Source organism: Pseudomonas sp. MWU12-3088 (genome assembly GCF_023242405.1).
GTDB lineage: Bacteria > Pseudomonadota > Gammaproteobacteria > Pseudomonadales > Pseudomonadaceae > Aquipseudomonas > Aquipseudomonas kribbensis.
Genome location: NZ_JALJEA010000001.1, coordinates 209,832 through 224,715, shown reverse-complemented (window position 1 = coordinate 224,715; position 14,884 = coordinate 209,832). Strand labels below are relative to the sequence as shown.

General features: G+C 60.4%; 13 protein-coding genes. 10 read left to right on the top strand and 3 right to left on the bottom strand.

The features are described 5' to 3' along the window. Nucleotides 1-39: 39 nt before the first annotated feature. Nucleotides 40-2,382 (bottom strand): acylase, encoded by a 2,343-nt coding sequence (locus tag M5B98_RS01090; RefSeq protein ID WP_248741482.1) that lies wholly within the window; start codon nucleotides 2,380-2,382, stop codon nucleotides 40-42. A gap of 297 nt (nucleotides 2,383-2,679) precedes the next feature. On the opposite strand from M5B98_RS01090, the gene M5B98_RS01085 reads away from it, so the two are divergent. Further along, nucleotides 2,680-3,057, top strand: a complete 378-nt coding sequence (locus M5B98_RS01085) for a fe2+ zn2+ uptake regulation protein (protein ID WP_248741481.1) — start codon at nucleotides 2,680-2,682, stop codon at nucleotides 3,055-3,057. Nucleotides 3,058-3,075: 18 nt separating this feature from the next. On the opposite strand, the gene M5B98_RS01080 is transcribed toward M5B98_RS01085, so the two are convergent. Continuing rightward, nucleotides 3,076-3,264, bottom strand: a complete 189-nt coding sequence (locus tag M5B98_RS01080) for a hypothetical protein (protein ID WP_119426198.1) — start codon at nucleotides 3,262-3,264, stop codon at nucleotides 3,076-3,078. A gap of 157 nt (nucleotides 3,265-3,421) precedes the next feature. Between M5B98_RS01080 and M5B98_RS01075 the strand changes: the two genes are divergently transcribed. The 6 genes from M5B98_RS01075 (at nucleotide 3,422) to M5B98_RS01050 (ending at nucleotide 10,865) form a co-directional block, all read left to right on the top strand. Further along, on the top strand, nucleotides 3,422-3,559 hold the full coding sequence (locus tag M5B98_RS01075) for a hypothetical protein (protein ID WP_167443772.1): 138 nt from the start codon (nucleotides 3,422-3,424) through the stop codon (nucleotides 3,557-3,559). A 264-nt stretch (nucleotides 3,560-3,823) separates the two neighbouring features. After that, a complete protein-coding gene (locus M5B98_RS01070) occupies nucleotides 3,824-5,077 on the top strand; it encodes an MFS transporter (RefSeq protein ID WP_248741480.1) in 1,254 nt (417 codons plus the stop codon). A 12-nt stretch (nucleotides 5,078-5,089) separates the two neighbouring features. Continuing rightward, nucleotides 5,090-6,220, top strand: coding sequence for an acyl-protein synthase (locus tag M5B98_RS01065; protein WP_248741479.1), 1,131 nt, complete (start codon nucleotides 5,090-5,092; stop codon nucleotides 6,218-6,220). Between the two features lies 1 nt (nucleotide 6,221). Next, on the top strand, nucleotides 6,222-8,672 hold the full coding sequence (locus tag M5B98_RS01060; protein ID WP_248741478.1) for an acyl-CoA reductase: 2,451 nt from the start codon (nucleotides 6,222-6,224) through the stop codon (nucleotides 8,670-8,672). Beyond that, entirely contained in the window at nucleotides 8,656-9,945 is a 1,290-nt protein-coding gene (locus tag M5B98_RS01055) for a phenylacetate--CoA ligase family protein (RefSeq protein WP_248741477.1), read from the top strand. The genes M5B98_RS01060 and M5B98_RS01055 overlap by 17 nt, the downstream gene beginning before the upstream one ends. Then, nucleotides 9,945-10,865: a GNAT family N-acetyltransferase gene (locus M5B98_RS01050; protein ID WP_248741476.1), complete on the top strand. Its 921-nt coding sequence runs from the start codon at nucleotides 9,945-9,947 to the stop codon at nucleotides 10,863-10,865. Before M5B98_RS01055 ends, M5B98_RS01050 begins: the two co-directional genes overlap by 1 nt. A 37-nt stretch (nucleotides 10,866-10,902) precedes the next feature. Here M5B98_RS01050 and M5B98_RS01045 read toward each other — a convergent pair whose 3' ends face one another. Continuing rightward, entirely contained in the window at nucleotides 10,903-11,439 is a 537-nt protein-coding gene (locus M5B98_RS01045) for a hypothetical protein (RefSeq protein WP_134826709.1), read from the bottom strand. A 375-nt stretch (nucleotides 11,440-11,814) separates the two neighbouring features. On the opposite strand from M5B98_RS01045, the gene M5B98_RS01040 reads away from it, so the two are divergent. From M5B98_RS01040 to M5B98_RS01030, 3 genes are all read left to right on the top strand, one after another. Continuing rightward, nucleotides 11,815-13,806, top strand: a complete 1,992-nt coding sequence (locus M5B98_RS01040; protein WP_248741475.1) for a methyl-accepting chemotaxis protein — start codon at nucleotides 11,815-11,817, stop codon at nucleotides 13,804-13,806. A 157-nt stretch (nucleotides 13,807-13,963) separates the two neighbouring features. Next, nucleotides 13,964-14,410: a DUF411 domain-containing protein gene (locus tag M5B98_RS01035; protein ID WP_248741474.1), complete on the top strand. Its 447-nt coding sequence runs from the start codon at nucleotides 13,964-13,966 to the stop codon at nucleotides 14,408-14,410. After that, nucleotides 14,410-14,844 carry a YqaA family protein gene (locus M5B98_RS01030; RefSeq protein WP_248741473.1) on the top strand — a complete coding sequence of 145 codons (435 nt, stop codon included), beginning with the start codon at nucleotides 14,410-14,412 and terminating at the stop codon, nucleotides 14,842-14,844. The genes M5B98_RS01035 and M5B98_RS01030 overlap by 1 nt, the downstream gene beginning before the upstream one ends. Nucleotides 14,845-14,884: the final 40 nt, after the last annotated feature.

Genomic DNA, 14,884 nt, shown 5'->3' with positions numbered 1-14,884 from the left:
AGCGGCCTTCAGTGCGTGTTGCGACATCGTGACGACTGATTACTGCGCCGCTACCTTCCCTGTCTTGTCCAGTTCTTCACGCACGCTTTGCACCTGATACTGCGGATCGGCCTTGATCTGCTGTTCGGTGAAAGGCAGTGCACTCCACTGTTTCTTCGAGAAGGCTTCGGTCTGATCCCGCGAGTACTTCGACGCCGGATCGCTGGACAGCGAGAACGCAAGCAGGCCCTGAGCGTGCGGCCCCTTGTCGTCGAACGTTACCACCTGCAGATAACTCGTCCCGCTGACCACTTCGAGTTTGCCGTCCTCACGGGGCACGCTCTGGATTGCGTTGTAGATCCCCAGCGTACCCGGACCGCCATGGATCGGCGTCTGCTGACCACCACTGCTGACTACCTGGACATCGCCCCAGCGGGTTTGTGCAGTCAGGCCCATCTTGCCGGCCGATTCGGCTGACGCCAGCATCGCTTCGCGCAACGCCTTGGCCACTTCGGTTTTTTCAGTCGCCAGTCCGCGCGGAGTGTGCTGCGCGTCTTTCGGATCGAATGCCACACGCCAGATTGCCGGCGATTTCTGCAAGGCCTGCATGATGTTCTGGAAATGCACCAGGCCCATTCCCGAATCCAGGTTCGCCCGACCGTCCCAGGCCTTGAGACTGCTGCACACCGATTTCAACTCAGCCTCGGCACCGGTTTGCGATGCACAGAATTTCAGCAGATCCGGCAGCACCTGAGCGGCCAGAAACACCTGATCATCCATTACCATGCGTTGCAGGTCCTGCACCGCCACCGAACCCTTTTTGCTCAGGGTCGCCAGACGATCCAGCGCAAACCGCGAACGCAGCCCCAGTGGCTGGCCTTCCTGACTGATCAGCGGCGAGAAACCGGTCAGCGGTTGCGCCGGGTTGGCCAGCCAGGCCGAATCGTTGGAGTGCTGGACGAAATCCTTGCGCAACAGCTGCGGCAACTGGCTGGACGCATAAATGCCCTGCTGCGCGGCTTGCGGATCGATGTCCCACGCGCAGGCGCTGTTGGAGCCGTCGAGGACGATCATTTGCAGGCCGATGCGCGGATCGCTGCACCTGGCCAGTTTGTCGGCGCTGACGTTCGGCACCACTGACAGGTTCATGTACAGCGTCTGCCCCTTGTCATCCACCGCCAGGGTGTTGACCCACGGGATGCCCTGGATCTTGTGCACCGAATCCTGCAGATCCTTGAGGTTGGCGGCGCGGTTCATCGCGTACCACTGCGTCAACACACGATCATTGTCGAGGTTGGCATCGCGCAGGCTGTAGGCGTATTGGTTGTCCCAGTCGAGCTTGCCCGGCCACTGCACGATCGGGCCGAACTGCGAGCTGTAGATATCCCGCGATACCGGTGTCACCTGTCCGTCCGCCTGTTTGACCTGCACTGTCACCGTCTGCTTGTTCAACGGCAACGATTGGCCATCGAGCAGGTAACGGGTCGGGTCCTTCGGATCGAGTTGCAGGCGATACAGGGTGAAGTGCTTGGACGAGTCAACAGTGTGGGTCCAGGCCAGGTGCTGGTTGAAACCGATGTTGATCATCGGCAGACCCGGCAGCGCCGCGCCCATCACGTCCAGTTTGCCGGGAATGGTCAGGTGCATCTGATAGAAACGCATGCCACCGACCCACGGGAAATGCGGGTTCGCCAGCAACATTCCACGGCCGTTGAAGGAACGCTCGCTGCCCACGGCCACTGCGTTGCTACCGCGGTCCAGGGCGAAACGTTGCAAGCGCGTGGCAGCCAGGTCATAGGCGCGGGCGTGGCTTGGGTTTTGCGCAGTGGCTTGCGGCGGCGTGGCGCCGGCCAGGGCTTCGGCAAACTGACCGACGCCGCCCTCGACCAGCAACCGACGGGTCAGCCTCACCAGATCCTCGGGCGCGATATCACGCACCCATTCGCCCTGGCACCGCTGCGGCAACCCTTGCTGGCGACGCTCGGCCAGATACCGGTTGTAGCCGGCGGCATAACCTTCCACCAGATCACGCACTTCGACCGGCTGCGCCTGCCAGAAGGCGCTGACTGCTTGAGGGGTATTGAGCCATTGAAAGAACACATCACTGACTCGGTTCTCGCGCTCTTCGACCGTCAACTGATCGGGCCCGAAGTAGCGCGACCGCTCACCATTGACCGTGACGATCTCGTTGGCCAGCAGGCACAGATTGTCCTGCGCATAGGCGTAACCGATGCCGAACCCGAGGCCGCGTTCGTTTTCCGCTCGGATATGCGGTACGCCAAACCCCGTGCGACGGATGTCGGCCCCGGCCTGGTTGGAAGGGCTGAACGCCTGCGCCGACAGACTCAGCCCGAGAAACATGCCGGCAAGGGTCAGTCCGGTTAACTGCCTGGAAATAATCACGCTCGCTCCTGATCGAAATGCCTGAGAGCGGAGCGCGCCGTGTTCGAAAGCCATGCGCAGCAGCTCCGCCCTGAAATCACCCACGCGTCCACGCGCAATGAGCCTGACCGGGAAACGAAACCGATGAAAAAAAATTTAGGGGATTACCAGACCGTTTCGAGCCCGGATCACGGAGAAAAGACGATTCAACGACAAATTTTCTACATTTTTCGCTTCATGATTTGTCGGGCTGATACGTCTTGTTTAGAGAGAGCACCCGTAACCCTTCCTGATCAGGCTCTGAAAAGGAGTAATCGCATGTACAACCCGCAACTACCATCGGACGGTAGCCAGGCACCACAAGGAGCTTCCATGGGTTCGCACGCCGGCGTATTCGGACCACGAGCCGAGCGCCACGGCAATGAACGTATTCGCCTGCTGCTCAAGAGCTTCGGCCTGCGCACCAGCCTGATTCGCCTGAAAGTCATCGATGCCCTGCTGGTCGCCGCCGAGAGCGAGCGCAGCCTGGGTGTGCGCGGTGTCCACAGCCAATTGCTGGAACTGGGCATTCCGCTGTCCTTTCTCAGCGTGCGCGAAGTCTTGAAGCGCCTGTGCGCCGAAGGTGTGATCACCTTCAATGCCGACAAGAGCTACAGCCTGCATCCACAGGCTGCTGCCGTCCTCAACAGCGATTGATTCCCTTCTCGAGCGCCGTCAGGGTTTGACCTTGCGGCGCATCACACCGTTGATCACCACCACGACCACCGCCACGCCAATGGCGATGTACTGGAACACTTTCTGGCTGATTATCCCGGCATTCTGCAGCCAGGACAGGCCGAACATGATCGCCAGTACGGTAAGGGCGATCAGAATCGAGTACTTCAAACGTTGCGACTGAGTCATTGCGAATTCCTGAAACTTTGAAATGTATCGGGTTTGTATCGGCGCTGATGCCATGGGCATACCGATTCACGGGGATGCGCCGCTGCAAACGGGGTCTCATGTTACAGCCGATGAAGAGTTTTGACTCCATACGGCGTTAACCATGAGGACTTTTGAAATGCTGCGTCGAATCACCTGGCTGATTCCAGTTCTGGCACTGCTCACACTGAGCGGCTGCATCATTTTCCCCCACGGCGGCTGGCATGGCGATCATCGCTACTACGGCGGAGGCCCTGGTTACTACCAACATCGGTAAATCCGACATCGCAAGAGCACCGACAATCGTCTCTTCAAATGCAACATTTGATTGAATGCCTGTGAAAAATGCCCACGAGGATGTGGGCATTTTCCGTATATATTCCGGATCAAAATATCGGAAATTTCGCCCACAGAAGTAAGCAATCTGCCTGTGGCAATGTCCTGCAAACCTGCGACATACATCGTTGCAGCAACAACGTAGATACATACCACCTCTCGCCCCTAGCCTTTGCGCTCTCCCCTTTGAAGGCCATGGAAGCGCATGCAAAGAACACTCATCGATATCTCCCCGCTCAAAACGCTTGGCTTCTGTCTGGCCATCACCCTGTTCGAGTGGCTGACCTACATGGCCAGCGACATGATCATGCCGGCCATGCTCACCGTCACCGAAGACCTCGACGCCAATCCACTGCATATTCCCAATGCGTTCAATCTGTATCTGATCGGAGGCGTCTGCCTGCAATGGCTGATCGGGCCACTGTCCGACCGGTTTGGCCGTCGCCCCGTGTTGCTCGTCGGCTGTGCGCTCTTCGCAGTGACCTGCGCTGCGGCGATCGTCACCCCCGGCATTGAAGTGTTCAACGCATTACGGCTGTTGCAAGGCATGGGACTGGGGTTCGTGGTCGCTGTCAGTTATCCCGCGCTCCAGGAAGTCTTCTCTGAAGCCGATGCCGTGCGGCTTATGGCGTTGCTCGGCAATATCGCGCTGCTTTCACCGTTGCTGGGGCCGCTGCTCGGCAGTCTGTTGCTGGAGTGGATGAGCTGGCGCGACCTGTTTCTGGCCCTGGGGCTGGCTGCCGCTATCGCGTGGATCGGGCTCTACACCTGCCTGCCGGAAACCATCGGAGTGGTTCGCCGTGATGGCGGCCAACAGGCCCCCGTTCCGCTGTCCTGGCAAAAGACCCGTCGTCGCTACCTGGCGCTGCTGCGCAACTCCGAGTTCCTTGGCGCGAGCCTTGCGCTCGGGCTGATGAGCCTGCCGCTGATCGCGTGGATCGGCCTCGCGCCACTGTTGCTGATCCAGGGGCTTGGCCTGTCGACGCGAGAGTACGCGCTGTGGCAGATCCCGATCTTTTCGGCGGTCATCGTCGGCAATCTGATCCTTGACCGACTGCTGGCCTCACGCAAGCTGCCGCAATTGATTGGCCTCGCGCTCTGGCCGTTTTGCCTCGGGTTGCTGATCTTGCTGGCTGGCGCGCTGATCGGCGTATCCCTCGGTGTGCTGATTGCCGGCCTCGTGCTCTATGCCGTCGGCCTGGGCATGAGCAATGCCGTGCTGTATCGGCTGGCGCTGTTTTCCAGCGATGACAGCAAGGGGCTGGTCTCGGCAGCCGTGGGCATGATTTCCATTGCCATGATGGGCACCGGCGGTTCACTCATCGCAGCCATCGGCGGCGGTGCCCGCCTCGAATCCTTCGCCCTCTGGGCGGCCGTGGGTGGGCTGTCGAGCCTGCCCCTCTTGTACCGGTTTCTTCGAAACGCTTCGGCAGAAACCGCTTCCTCGCCACATCAATAACAAGGACGCCTGATGTTCCATTTCCCCCATAGCGGCGCACTCTGTGCGTTGACGCAACCCTATTGTCCGGAATCCGTGCCGGCAGGGCTCTTCGATCGGGCCATGGCCGAAATCAGCCGGTTTCACAGCGAGCACACGCCCGGTTATGAACATTGGCTGAATGCCAACGGACTGAACGTGGCAGACCTGGACAGCCTCGACGACTGGTCGAGACTGCCCCCGATCTTCGCCAGTTATTTCAAACAGCAACAACTGCTCAGCCCGACCGGCGCAGACGCACTGGAACTGACATCGTCAGGCACCAGCGGCCAGAAAAGCCGCATGCGTTATGACGAACGCAGCCTGGCGGCAGCGCAATACATGGTCGAGCGAATCTTCCACCACTACGGCTGGGACGGTCCGCACACGCCATGCAATTACTTGCTTCTGAGCTATGAGCCCGAAGCCAGTGTCACCCTGGGCACGTCGTTCACCGATCAGTTCCTGTGCCGTTTCGCACCGGTCAACCGCATGGCCTACGCATTGCGACGAACCGGAAGCGGCCACGAGTTCGACGGCTTCGGTGTCATCTCGGCCTTGCAGTCATTTGCCGAAGAAGGCCTGCCGGTACGGATAATCGGTTTCCCGGCGTTTCTCTGGCAGACCCTGCAACGCATGAGGGCCACCGGCGTGGCAAACCTGCAATTGGCAGCGGACTCACTGGTGCTGTTTGGAGGTGGCTGGAAAACCCGTGCGGCGCAGGAAATCCCTCGCCAGCATTTGTACGAGCGTATCCATTGCCAACTCGGGATCGACCTGTCCCGTTGTCGCGACGGTTACGGCGCGGTGGAGCACCCGGTGCCTTACTTCGAGTGCGCTCACCATCACTTCCATGTTCCGGTCTATTCGAAGGTGTTTGTGCGCAACCCATCCGATTTCGCCGTGCTGCCTTATGGCCGGCCCGGGCTGCTGAGTGCGGTCTCGCCCTACATTTCTTCGAGCCCGGCCCATGCCGTCGTCATGAGCGATCTGATCACCCTGCACCCCGGCGCAAGCTGCGGCTGCGGTCTGGACAGCGACTGGTTCGAACTGCATGGCCGTGCCGCCACCACTGCCGGCAGAAGCTGCGCCATGGCGGCTTCCGAACTGCTGGGGAGGCACTGATATGTACTTGATCAATGGGCACCTTCACGATGAATTCAGCCTTGATGCCGCGCTGGATCAACTGCGTCAGACGTTGCCATTACACCTGAACCGGCCCTTGCACAGCGAGACGGTCATTCATGCGGCGGCCACGTTTGCCGCCCGGCTGAACGACAGCACGCTGGCCCTGCCGCTCGACGCCGGACAACGCCAGTCGCTGATCGAGCTCTGCCAGCCGCAAGGGCTATTGCGCAAGCTCGAACGTGAGCTGGGCGATCAACCCGCCGCGTTGCGCCGGCCCGATTATCGCCAACCACGCTTCGAGCGCTGGAGCCCGTTGGGCCTGGTGGTTCACATCACCCCCGGCAACGCGACACTTCTGGCGTTCTGTGCGGTGATCGAGAGTCTGCTGGCCGGCAACGTCAACTGGCTGCGCCCCAGCAGCAGCGACGACGGTCTGACCGCGCAATTGCTCCATGCGCTGACGCAATGCGACCCCAGCGGCCAACTGGCCGGGCACGTCGCTGTCGTTCCGGCGACCACCGCGCAAATCGGCCAGTTGTGCCGATGGGCCAACGGCGTCTCGGCCTGGGGTGGTGAATCGGCGCTGCAAGCGATCCGTGAACAGATTCCCGCCGGGTGCCGCTGGATCGATTGGGGACATCGCATCAGCTTCGTTTATCTGACCCCGGACGCCGTCTCGCCACAGACACTGGATGGCGTGGTGGATGAAGTCTGCCGACTCGATCAGCAAGCCTGCTCCAGCCCGCAATGGGTGCTGGTGGACAGCGACGACCCGGCCGTACTGCGCGAAATCGGTTTACGCCTGTCCGAAGCATTCGAACGCCGTGCGGGGCAATGGCCGCCATTGCCGCCAACCCTTCAGGAAGCCTCGCAAATCACCACCGATACGGCCATGGCCCGGCTCGCACACAGTTTTACCGAGGTGGCTGGCGAGGTCTGGGCAACACCGGGCTGGCGGGTGATCTGGACCCACGACCCGCAATTGCAGCCTTCACCGTTGTTTCGCAGCCTGCTGCTCAAGCCCCTGCCGCACGCACGGTTGGTCGAGACGTTACTGCCATGGCGAAACGTGCTGCAAAGCTGCGCCCTGATCTGCCCGGAACATCGGATTGCAGAACTTTCACGGAATCTGATCGCCGCCGGTGTCACCCGCATTGCTCCGGTGTCGGCGATTCACGATGGCTACGAAGGCGAACCCCATGACGGCGTCTATGCCTTGCAGCGCCTGAGCCGGCGAGTCTCGGTAAGTCTGTCGCCGACACAACTGCCCTCCCACGCTTCGCTCGACGGCACAGCCATTGCGCCCTGCGTGAAAAACCTGCCGATCATGAGCAAGGAAGATTTTATCGCCCGCCCGATCAACGTTGCGACCCAGCTGTATTTCCGCTCCGGCGGCAGCAGCGGCGTACCGGCGCTCTCGGGTTTCAGTTATCGCGATTTCCACCGGCAGATGCGCGCTACGGCCGACGGTCTGTTCGCAGCCGGACTCGATCCGGGCCGGGACCGGGTGATGAACCTGTTTTTCAGCGGCGGTCTGTATGGCGGCTTTTTCAGCTTCTCCAAAGTGCTGGAGCAACTGGACGTCACACACCTGCCGATGGGCGCCCCGGCCGATGATGATTACCGGGAGATCGCGCAGTTGATCATCGATCAGCGGGTGAACACGCTGATCGGCATGCCGAGCACTTTGCATCGATTGTTTCTCAACGAACAAACACGTTTACGCGCCTATGGCGGGATCGAAAAGGTATTCCTCGGCGGTGAACACCCCGGTGAACAGAGCCGCCTGTTGATGCAGGATTGCGGCGCCAGCCTGATCCGCTCGGCGATCTACGGCAGTGTCGATGCCGGCCCGCTCGGCCATGCGTGCCCGGCCACCGGCGATGGTGTGTTTCATCTTTTGAGCGATATCCAGCACCTGGAAATTGTCGCGTTCGAGGCCGATCGTCCTGTCCATGACACCGAGACGGGACGCCTGGTGTTCACGTCCATCGCACGGCAAGGTCAGGACGTGAGGCGTTATGACGTCGGCGACAGCGGACGCTGGGTGCCCGGACAGTGCGGCTGTGGTCTGCAAACGCCGCGTTTCGAACTGCTTCAGCGCCATGGCAGGCTGGTGCGCATCGGCACCGATTTCATCTGTCTGTCGCAGCTGGCGCAGCACCTGCGGACCGAATTCCAGGTGATTCTCGAACATGCCCCCGACGGACTCGAATGCATGAAAGTCCGAAGTGCGCTCGAACCCCACGAGGTGCATGAACGGTTGCTGGGCTATCCGACGCTGGCAACCCTCGTGCAGACCGGGCTGCTGACGGTAGAGGCACAAGTGTGCGCCATCGACCGATTCGCCCGAAACAGCCATAGCGGCAAGACGCCGCTGCTGATCGATAACCGGGGAGCCCGCGCCTCCTCCATTCTGCAAGGAGCACACCATGAATCCGGTAACTGATTGGCAAGAGCTGGTGGCTTTTGCGCGTCAGCATTCAAGCTTTTACGCCAGCCACTTCAGCGAGGTGCCCGAGCAGGTAACGTCGCTGTCCGAACTGCCGGTCATTGATTCTGCGCAGTACTGGAAAAACAGCCACGACCTCGATCACTGGCCGGTGCTGACCGCAGGCCTGGATAACGCAATGGTATTCAAAACCGGCGGGACGACCGGCGACGGCAAATTGTCGGTCTTCGAGCGCCAGGAATGGCAGACGCTGGTGGAAGATTTCGCAGGCAGCCTGAAGGGTCGGTTGAACAAGGGTGACCGGGTCGCCAACCTGTTTTTCGTCGGCGATCTGTATGCCAGTTTCATCTTCACCCACGATGCCCTGGCTCATGTACAGCCGGGTGTCGTGGAGTTCCCTTTCACCGGTCACGTGGATTCGGCCGTCCTGGCCGATGCGATTTTCCGCCATCGGATCAACGTGCTGGCAGGTTTACCCGCGCACTTGCTGTCCTTTGCCGCATGGCTGGAGCGCCAGGGACGGCGGCTGGAATGCGTCGAATCCCTGCTCTACGGTGGTGAAAGCCTGTTCCCGGCGCAGTTGCGACTGCTCGGCCGGGTATTCCCCAATATACGGGTTGCCTCCATGGGTTACGCCAGTGTCGACGCCGGCTTCATCGGCGCCAGTCATCCCGACTGCGCATTGGGTGAACATCGAATGACGCAGGGCCACAGCATGCTGGAAATCCTCGACGAGCAGACCGGCGAAGTGATCGAGGAATGCAATCGCACCGGACGCCTGGTGATGACCAATCTCACCCGGCGGTTGATGCCGATGATTCGCTACCCGGTCGGCGACCGCGCCTGCTGGCGTGAAGTTGAGCAAACTCCCACACGCAAATTCGCATTGATGGGCCGCTGCGCCGACAGCCAACGAGTCCGGGTGGGCATTCTGACGTTACTGCCTGAAGAAATTGGCAATACCGTGCAACGCATCACCCGCAGTGACGACTGGCAACTGGTGATCGAACAGAGCGGGACAAAAGATATCCTGACCCTGAAATGGGCTCCGGATGCCGTGGGACCCGCGTCGCCAGAGTCAGAGCGGATGCTGCGCAGCGCGTTGATCGAGCACTATCCGTTGATTTCGCAATTGAACGCCGATCATCTGCTGGATTTACGGATTGACTGTTGCACTGTTCAGGACCTGACACGCCACCCACGCTCCGGCAAGCGCCAGCGTGTGCTGGACCTGCGTGTCTACAACAGCCCCCATGCGGATCTTCGCTGATGGAGCGCGTAACGCTGCGGAACTACCGCAACAGCGACGCAAAAGCCGTGAGCAGGCTGTTTCGCAAAATCTATGGCGATCTCTATGCCCAGGCCCACGTTTATCTGCCCTGCATGATTGACCGCAACCATGCGCAAGGTCATTGGCACTCGCTGGTGGCGGTAGCCGAAAATAATGTAGTGGGCCACGCGACATTGATTCGCGCCAAAGACTCACGCCTCGCAGAATTGGCACTCAGCGTGGTTGACCCGCAAACCCGGGGTCAGAGTATTGCCACCCGTCTGGGCCACCATCTGTTGATCCATGCCCAGGCGCTGGGATGCCGGGGCGTGACGATCAAACAGGTGACCTGTCACCCCTACACCCAGCGCATGGCAGCCGGCCTCGGCTTTCACAATACGGGATGGCTGCCCGACGGTGTCCCGTCTCCGCATGACGCCTCGGCACGGGAGTCGCTCGTCATCGGGTACCTGCCCATCGATGGAAACCGGCGGCCGCTTCCAGCCCTGGCATGGCCCGACAGCTGTCGGGACTTCATGCAGCAGATGTGCAGTGTGTTCGGGACGCAGGAAAGGGTCGCGCCATGGGTGGGCGAACCGGTGCATCTTGAACAGCGGTGGGATCGATATGAAGGGACTTTCAAGGCACTTGATAGCTGTTTGCTCAAGCAGTTGCAGGAACTGCCGGCGCATTGGCTCATTTCAATCCGGCTGAGGCTGGCGCAGGGGTTTGATAGCGCTTGGCACGCGCTGACGACGGCGGGTTTCGTGTTCACCGGACTGGCGCCGGATGAACGAGGTGCAGGATGGCTGGCGTTGTTTCATCGCGGCGCAAAACCACCCTCGCTGACGTTGATTTGCCCGCAGATGCAGCGGCTGCACGATGACCTGCAAGGGAAAATAGCGAGCGTGGCGCAATAACGACAAGCCCCCTTGTCGGGGGCTTGTCGTTGCAGGGTCATGCCTTGGCGCTGACACCTTTGTCGGTCGGCGGTGGCGGACGGTCGCCACCCTGTCCATAGACCTTCAGGCTTTGCAGCACGTAAATGGCTTTCTTGTACTCGGGAATCAGCCCGTTGGCGTACTTGTTGCCCTTCAGATTGTTGTTCTGGATCGTGTCCAGTTGCGTGGCGAAATACTCCAGCGCGTTGAACTTGGTGTCCGGGTCTTTCTGAATGCCGAAACGATCGAACTTGTCACCGGCATTGAGCAGGGTCATCGCCGTGATATCCGTAATGAGTCCCCGACTGCGCAGGAAGTCAGTCAGTTTACCCAGTTGCTTGGGCGTCACGTTTTCCGGGTCGAAACCCTTGACGCTCTTGTGGATCCCCTGCTTGTCCATCTCCCGGGTGTTGAGTACGGTCGGATCGTTGCCGACTTTCGCCAGCATCTGCTTGACCTTCACACTTTGCGAAACCGGTTTGCTCGATGGCGAATTATCGCGGACCAACAAACCTGCCTTGGGCTGCCAGGCGCCGGTATAACCAACGGTCATGAGCGTGCTCCTTGCGGAAAGAACATGAAAATATCCTTGTGGAACGTCTTGAATTGCCCGGAGTATCGGCCGGCAAACCGATGGCACCAATCTGTTTTTCACTTTTTTACAAATTTCGTACATTCTCGATACAAACCCACAGAAGTACCGCTGCCATTGGCCTTCAGGCATTTATCCAGGCAGATTGAAATCGAATTTTTACTCTAACGAACGGGCTGGTTAGTTTGAATGTATCTGGTCTGTTACCTGCCGATTTTCGCTTCAACACTTTTTAGTACGCGAGTACCTAAAGCTTCCTCCCGCAGCGACGATATGTAAGGGATCCCCCTACTGTTTTACTCCTCGCCCCTAACAAGAAACGAAGGACCGGTCTCCATGCCCGCATTCCGTACCATTCAGGCTCGCTATACGCTGTTTCTGGTTCTGTTCATCCTGTTGCTGTCGGTCCTGACCGTGGTGGGCATCAGCCAACTGGTTGCGCCGAAATTGCGCCATACCGAAGAGCAGGTGGTGCTCAATCGCATCGCTGAAGTCGCCGAACAGATCCAGGGCGAACTGAACAAGGTTCAGTCGCAGCAGCGCAGCATCACCCAGACCATCCCGCTGCTCGACAGCGCCGCCATCGATACGGTGCTGCCGGGGCTGGTGGATCAGTACGGCGAGTTGAAAGTATTTGGCGGCGGTATCTGGCCACTGCCCGGCCAGCGCGAGGCAGGACGCAACAAGTTCAGCACCTTCTGGCACCGCGACAGCTCCGGCAAGCTCGCCGTGAACACTTTCTGGAACAGCGACGCAGCGCCCAACTACTACGACCAGAGCTGGTACAAGGGCGGTATGCAGACCCCGCGCGGCCAATGCGCCTGGGCCGCCGCCTATAAAGATGATGCGAGCGCCGAGCCGCGCACCAACTGCGCCATGGCCATCCAGAAAAACGGCAGCGCCTGGGGCGTATCGACCATCGACGTGACCCTGGGCTTCTTCAACGATCTGGTGGCGCGCAAGGAAAAAGACCTCAACGCCGAAATGCTGATCGTCGAGGCCGACGGCAAGATCATCAGCAACAGCTCGCGCATCAACGGCCCGATCGTGCTCAAAAACATCAGCGAGCTGGCCGCCGGTTCGCCATTCGCCAGCCAGGTAAAGGCTGGGCTGCAACAACGTGATCAGGCCCAGCGTGTCGAATTCGACAACAACGGCGTAGCCAGCACCTTTTTCATGCGCCCGATCGAAGGCACGCCGTGGTTCCTCGCCACTGCACTGCCGACCAAAATGCTTACCGCACAACGTGACGACGTACTCAGCAGCCTGAGCCTGTTGCAGATTCCACTGGTGATCCTGCTGGTGCTGCTGCAGGTCTACGCGATTCGCCAACTGGTTGCGCGCATGAAAGCGCTCAAGGCCAACATCGATTCGCTGTCCAGCGGCGACGCCGACCTGACCCGCCGCATCACCATCCGCGCCGAAGACGAGCTCGGTGCCATTGGTCACTCGGTCAATACCTTCATCGCCTACCTGCAGAACATGATCGGCGAAGTCACCCAGGCCACCGGCGCCATGGCTTCGAGCCTCGACAACCTGCAACGCACTTCGGCGCACACCAGCCAGATCCTGTTGCGCCATGCCTCGGAAACCGACCAGACCGTCACCGCCATCAACGAGATGAGCTCCACCGCTGAAAGCGTTGCCCAGAACGCTGCCGAAACCGCTGCGTTTACCCAGCGTGCCAACGAAAATGCCGACCGTTCGCGGGTGGTGGTGGGTGAAGCGACCAGCAGCGTCGTGGCGCTGATCGATGAAGTGGCCAGTGCTACCCACAAAGTCGAAAACATGCAGCAGGACGCCCAGCGCATTACCGAAATCCTCGGTGTGATCGGCGCCATTGCCGGCCAGACCAACCTGCTGGCACTGAACGCCGCCATCGAAGCCGCCCGGGCCGGTGAACAGGGCCGCGGTTTTGCCGTGGTTGCCGACGAGGTGCGCGCCCTCGCCGCCCGGACCCAGGCCAGCACCTCGGAAATCAACGAAATGCTGGCCCGCCTGACTCAGGGCGTGAGTTCCTCGGTCAGCGCCATGGAAAACACCCAGGCCAGTTGCCAGTCCGCCGCCGACGCCACCGCGCGGGTCACCACCGGACTCGATGACATGGCCGGCTCCGTCAGCCACATCAACAGCCTCAGCGCCCAGATCGCCACCGCCGCCGAACAGCAGAGCGCCGTTACCGAGGAGATCAACCGCAGCATGGTGCAGATCCGCCATATGGTCGATGAGCTGGTACAAAGCGGCCAGGCCAGTGAAACCAGCACCCGCCAGTTGCTGGAAGCCAACAGCCGGGTGAGTGCGATCATGGGCCGGTTCAAGGTCAGCTGACAGATTTGTCATCTCACACTCAGGAGGCTGTCAGCTTTGATCTACGATCATGCTGACGGCCTGCCTTGTATCAACTGGAAACACTCCGTTGATGCCCGGTCGGAAAAACCGGTCAAAATGCGTTCTTTTTGACCGTCACCCGAGTCGAGAACCCTGCATGAAAAACCCTCTGCGCCTGGCCGCCCTGAGCGCCCTGCTCCTTTCCTCCCTGGCGCAAGCCGCCGACCTCATTCCGATCGAAGTCCACCGCGACGCCAACTGCGGCTGCTGCAAGAAGTGGATCAGTCACCTGGAGGCCAACGGCTTCAAGGTCGAAGATCACGTCGAAAACGACATGAGCCGCTTCAAGCAACAACACGGTGTTCCCACTCGCCTCGCGTCCTGCCACACCGCAATCATCAACGGCAAATTCGTCGAAGGCCATGTCCCGGCGGAACAGGTGCTGGCACTGAGCAAGCGTGACGATCTGCTCGGCGTTGCCGCGCCGGGCATGCCGATGGGCTCGCCTGGCATGGAAATGGACGGCATGAGCGATGCCTATCAAGTCATCGGTTTGAAGAAGGACGGTGCCGACGTGGTGGTGGCGGATTACCCGGCCCATTGATGACGGCGGGTTATCTCGGACTGTTCTTCGCTGCATTTGGCGCGGCGACGCTGTTGCCGCTGCAATCGGAAGCCGTGCTGGTCGGGCTGCTGATCAGCGATCGCTATTGGCTTTGGGGACTGCTGGCCGTGGCGACGCTGGGCAACGTCCTTGGCTCGCTGGTGAACTGGTGGCTGGGACGCGGGCTGGAGCGGTTTCAGGATCGACGCTGGTTTCCCGTCAGCCCGAAGCACATGGAGCGCGCCCGTGTGCACTATCAGCGTTATGGTCACTGGTCGCTGCTGCTCAGCTGGCTGCCGGTCATCGGTGATCCCCTGACGCTGGTCGCCGGTGTCATGCGCGAACCGCTCGGGCGATTCCTGTTGATCGTCACCCTGGCGAAAGGCGCCCGTTACGGCGTGCTGGCCATGCTCACCCTGGGCTGGCTCGGTTGAACGATCGGGCGCGGGCATTGCCTGTGTTTAACGTCGCCCT

Excerpts from the sequence above, each read along its gene's own strand:
- M5B98_RS01050 (WP_248741476.1), top strand. The coding sequence starts at position 9,945 with ATGGAGCGCGTAACGCTGCGGAACTACCGCAACAGCGACGCAAAAGCC.
- M5B98_RS01060 (WP_248741478.1), top strand. The coding sequence starts at position 6,222 with ATGTACTTGATCAATGGGCACCTTCACGATGAATTCAGCCTTGATGCC.
- M5B98_RS01085 (WP_248741481.1), top strand. The coding sequence starts at position 2,680 with ATGTACAACCCGCAACTACCATCGGACGGTAGCCAGGCACCACAAGGA.
- M5B98_RS01065 (WP_248741479.1), top strand. The coding sequence starts at position 5,090 with ATGTTCCATTTCCCCCATAGCGGCGCACTCTGTGCGTTGACGCAACCC.
- M5B98_RS01080 (WP_119426198.1), bottom strand. The coding sequence starts at position 3,264 with ATGACTCAGTCGCAACGTTTGAAGTACTCGATTCTGATCGCCCTTACC.
- M5B98_RS01045 (WP_134826709.1), bottom strand. The coding sequence starts at position 11,439 with ATGACCGTTGGTTATACCGGCGCCTGGCAGCCCAAGGCAGGTTTGTTG.
- M5B98_RS01035 (WP_248741474.1), top strand. The coding sequence starts at position 13,964 with ATGAAAAACCCTCTGCGCCTGGCCGCCCTGAGCGCCCTGCTCCTTTCC.
- M5B98_RS01040 (WP_248741475.1), top strand. The coding sequence starts at position 11,815 with ATGCCCGCATTCCGTACCATTCAGGCTCGCTATACGCTGTTTCTGGTT.
- M5B98_RS01030 (WP_248741473.1), top strand. The coding sequence starts at position 14,410 with ATGACGGCGGGTTATCTCGGACTGTTCTTCGCTGCATTTGGCGCGGCG.
- M5B98_RS01055 (WP_248741477.1), top strand. The coding sequence starts at position 8,656 with ATGAATCCGGTAACTGATTGGCAAGAGCTGGTGGCTTTTGCGCGTCAG.
- M5B98_RS01075 (WP_167443772.1), top strand. The coding sequence starts at position 3,422 with ATGCTGCGTCGAATCACCTGGCTGATTCCAGTTCTGGCACTGCTCACA.
- M5B98_RS01070 (WP_248741480.1), top strand. The coding sequence starts at position 3,824 with ATGCAAAGAACACTCATCGATATCTCCCCGCTCAAAACGCTTGGCTTC.